This is a genomic window from Candidatus Hepatincolaceae symbiont of Strigamia maritima, from assembly GCF_055505085.1.
Genome location: NZ_DBKDTU010000055.1, coordinates 1 through 3076, shown reverse-complemented (window position 1 = coordinate 3076; position 3076 = coordinate 1). Strand labels below are relative to the sequence as shown.

Annotated in this window: 2 protein-coding genes; both read right to left on the bottom strand. The window is 27.2% G+C overall.

The window, feature by feature from the left end:
* Positions 1–349 precede the first annotated feature (349 nt).
* Positions 350–1228, bottom strand: a complete 879-nt coding sequence (locus ACQCX0_RS01240; RefSeq protein ID WP_462562308.1) for a 4-(cytidine 5'-diphospho)-2-C-methyl-D-erythritol kinase — start codon at positions 1226–1228, stop codon at positions 350–352.
* 79 nt (positions 1229–1307) lie between these two features.
* The coding region (locus ACQCX0_RS01235; RefSeq protein ID WP_462562306.1) for a tetratricopeptide repeat protein at positions 1308–3076 on the bottom strand (1769 nt) is incomplete at its 5' end.

Sequence of the window (3076 nt, the reverse complement as noted above, 5' to 3'; positions counted from 1 at the left end):
GCGACCACCGAGATCTACACTCTTTCCCTACACGACGCTCTTCCGATCTCCCCAACTAGAATACTTAGAAATATTAATAAAATTCTTATTTTGCTACCTCAAAATAAATTAGAGATATTGTACAATAAATAGTATTTCAATAAAAAATAATCACTTAAATTCTGATATATTTTATCTAAATAATAAATTGTGAATTCTGTATATAGCCAGTTTTAGATATAAAAAAAGAAGACTTAGTTATATATAAGAGTAGTTTTCTATAAATAAAAACTTGGCAAATACTTATCTCTTACTCTTAATAAGCCGTCCTATTTAATTTTCCTGCTACAGTTAAAGCAACTTGAAAAAATTACAAAATTTTACTACTTACTATAAAATAATCAGGAAAGAGCTTTTGTAAATAAGAGTGAGCAAGTTCTAACTCCGCAGAAGTTTCATAAATAGCAAAACAGGTGCTTCCTGAGCCACTCATTCTACTAATGGTGCTACTAGTTTGGTTGAGTGTAGTTAATATTTTAGTAATTTGAGGAGCTATTATAGTAGCCACCGGATAGAGATCATTATGTTGTGCTAATAAATAAGTAATAAAAGAGCTTTTATTATTAAATACTGGTATGTTTCTAAGGGGGTTAGAAAAATTATGAATAAAATTCTTAAATACTAAAGGTGTAGCAACATGAATAAGGGGATTGATTAGTAATAAAAATAAATTTTTAGGTAAAATAACCTCTGTTAATATTTCTCCTATACCTTCAGCAAAACAGGATTTACCGTATAGGCACATTGGTACATCAGTTCCAAAGTTTTTAGCAATATTTAATAGTTCTACTTTAGATAAATTAAGATTAAGTAGAGAATTTAGTACTAGAATAGTTTGAGCTGCATCGCTACTCCCTCCACCTAACCCTGCTCCTATAGGAATATTTTTAGTAAGTTTAATATTGTAATTAAAGGAACGTCTGAATTTATTTCTAAAGAAATCTACAACCTTAAACACTAAATTATCCTTATAATTAGATAAGTTAGTACTAAAAGTACCGTTAATCTCCAAGTATAATTTAGAGGCTGGTCTAAATTCTAAAATATCATATAAATCAACAAAGGCTATTAAGCTTTCAAGTTGATGATAATTATTGGAATCTTTCCCAATAATGTGTAAGAATAGATTAAGTTTAGCATAAGCTTTTGTAGTATAAGTAGTTGCTTGTAGTTCAGTATTTTTTTCCATATATCCTAACATTACTCTCAAAATACTTAATTACACTTGGGTAAGAAGGGAATTTTTATATCTAATAATTACTATGAAGCTAAGAATCTTCTTGATAATCATTAATTTTTTTAATAATATCCAAACCTTTTTTTTCTAAATAAATTGGTAAAACACCTTGTAACTTTTCTTTAACTTCTTTTTTAATCTCATAATCAGGATTCAGATTTAATACGGATTTCCATTGATAAATAGCAGATTTTTTATTACCCAATTGCCAGTAGATATCTCCTAGATGATTAGCTAATACTGCATCATAAGGAATTTTAGTTGCAGCCTTAGAAGCTAAATTAAAAGCTTCCTGATATTTTTTTTGTTTAAACAAAACCCAAGCATAACTGTCCATAATATTAGGGTTATTAGGATCTTTCTTTAAAGCTTTGGTAATTAACTTGGTAGCTTCTTTGATATTCTTATCTTTTTCTAACCAAGAATATCCTAAATAATTTAAGAGATAAGCATCATTAGGATTGATTTTCATAGCATCTAATAAATCTTGTTCTGCATTAGCCCAATTACCAAACTTATTATAGGAAATCCCCCTAAAATACAAACCTAACCATTTAGACAATTCTATATTGTAAAGGTTAGATAAACTTAAAGCTGTACTATAGGCTGAGATTGCTTGTTCATATTGTCCGCTTTTATGGTAAATATGTCCTTTTTCTAGTAAAGGTAAAGGGTTTGTAGTATCATTTTTAATAGCATCATCTAGTACTTCTAATGCTCTGTCTTTATATCCTAATTCCTGTAAGATAGAAAATACTCTTTGGTAAGACATTCTATAAATAAAACTATTCTTATTGATTTGATTATAATTAGAGATTGCAGTATCATAATCACCAATTTTTTCATTATAATTAGCAATTTCTAAGCGGGCAATTTCATTATTTTCGTTTAACATTAAAGCAAGATGACTTAAAAGAATAGAATCAGGTAATAAATATGCTATTTGAGATTCCTGATTCATTAAGCGAGCTAAACGAAATAGTGCATCAGAGACTAAAGTTTTAGCACTAAGGGTAAATTTATATTTACTTAAATAAATAGTTGCTTGTTCAGTTGTTAAAAAATTATCGTCTAAATATTCTTTGAACATAGTAATACCCTCAGGTTTATTTTTAGTATATACCAAATGTGTATGTCTAATGACAGAGTCTAGTGAGGGAAAATTATGAATAATATACTGGTAAGTTTCTAAAGATTTAGCAGTATCGCCGTTTAATAACTGATTCATTGCTAACTGATTGTAATAAAAATCAGGCATTTGCGATTTTAAATAAGCAAAGTTTTTCTCAAATGATGAAGGATTATTTTTAAAAGTATTAATATTAGTAATTACACTCAGCATAATATAATTTAGTGAACCTGATTCAGGATTTAAAGATTCTAAAAAGTTTTGTCCGTCTTTTAAATTTCTATCCTTGATATAAGAAATAAATAATACTAGATTCCCTAAAAAATGTTTAGGGGAATTTTTAACAACCTTTTTTGCTATTTTTAAAGATTTATTATAATCATCTCTGGCTACTAGGAAAAATAAATATTCCTCTAAAATTCCTTCATTAGCAGGTTCTTTTTTTAGAGCTTGTTTATAAAATTTATAAGTATTATCATAATCAAAGAATAGTATAGATTGTCTAGCATTTAGAATGTTAGACACTAATTTATCTTCTTTATTATAATTAAAGTCAGACTTTATTAAAATACTACTACGAGAGCTTTGGTAATTAAATACAATCACTATAATAATCCCTACTAATAGTATTGTTGTGGCGATTAATTTAATTAAATTTTTTTTATTCATAT

Coding starts and splice junctions, on each gene's coding strand:
- ACQCX0_RS01240 (WP_462562308.1), bottom strand. CDS start 1,228: ATGGAAAAAAATACTGAACTACAAGCAACTACTTATACTACAAAAGCT.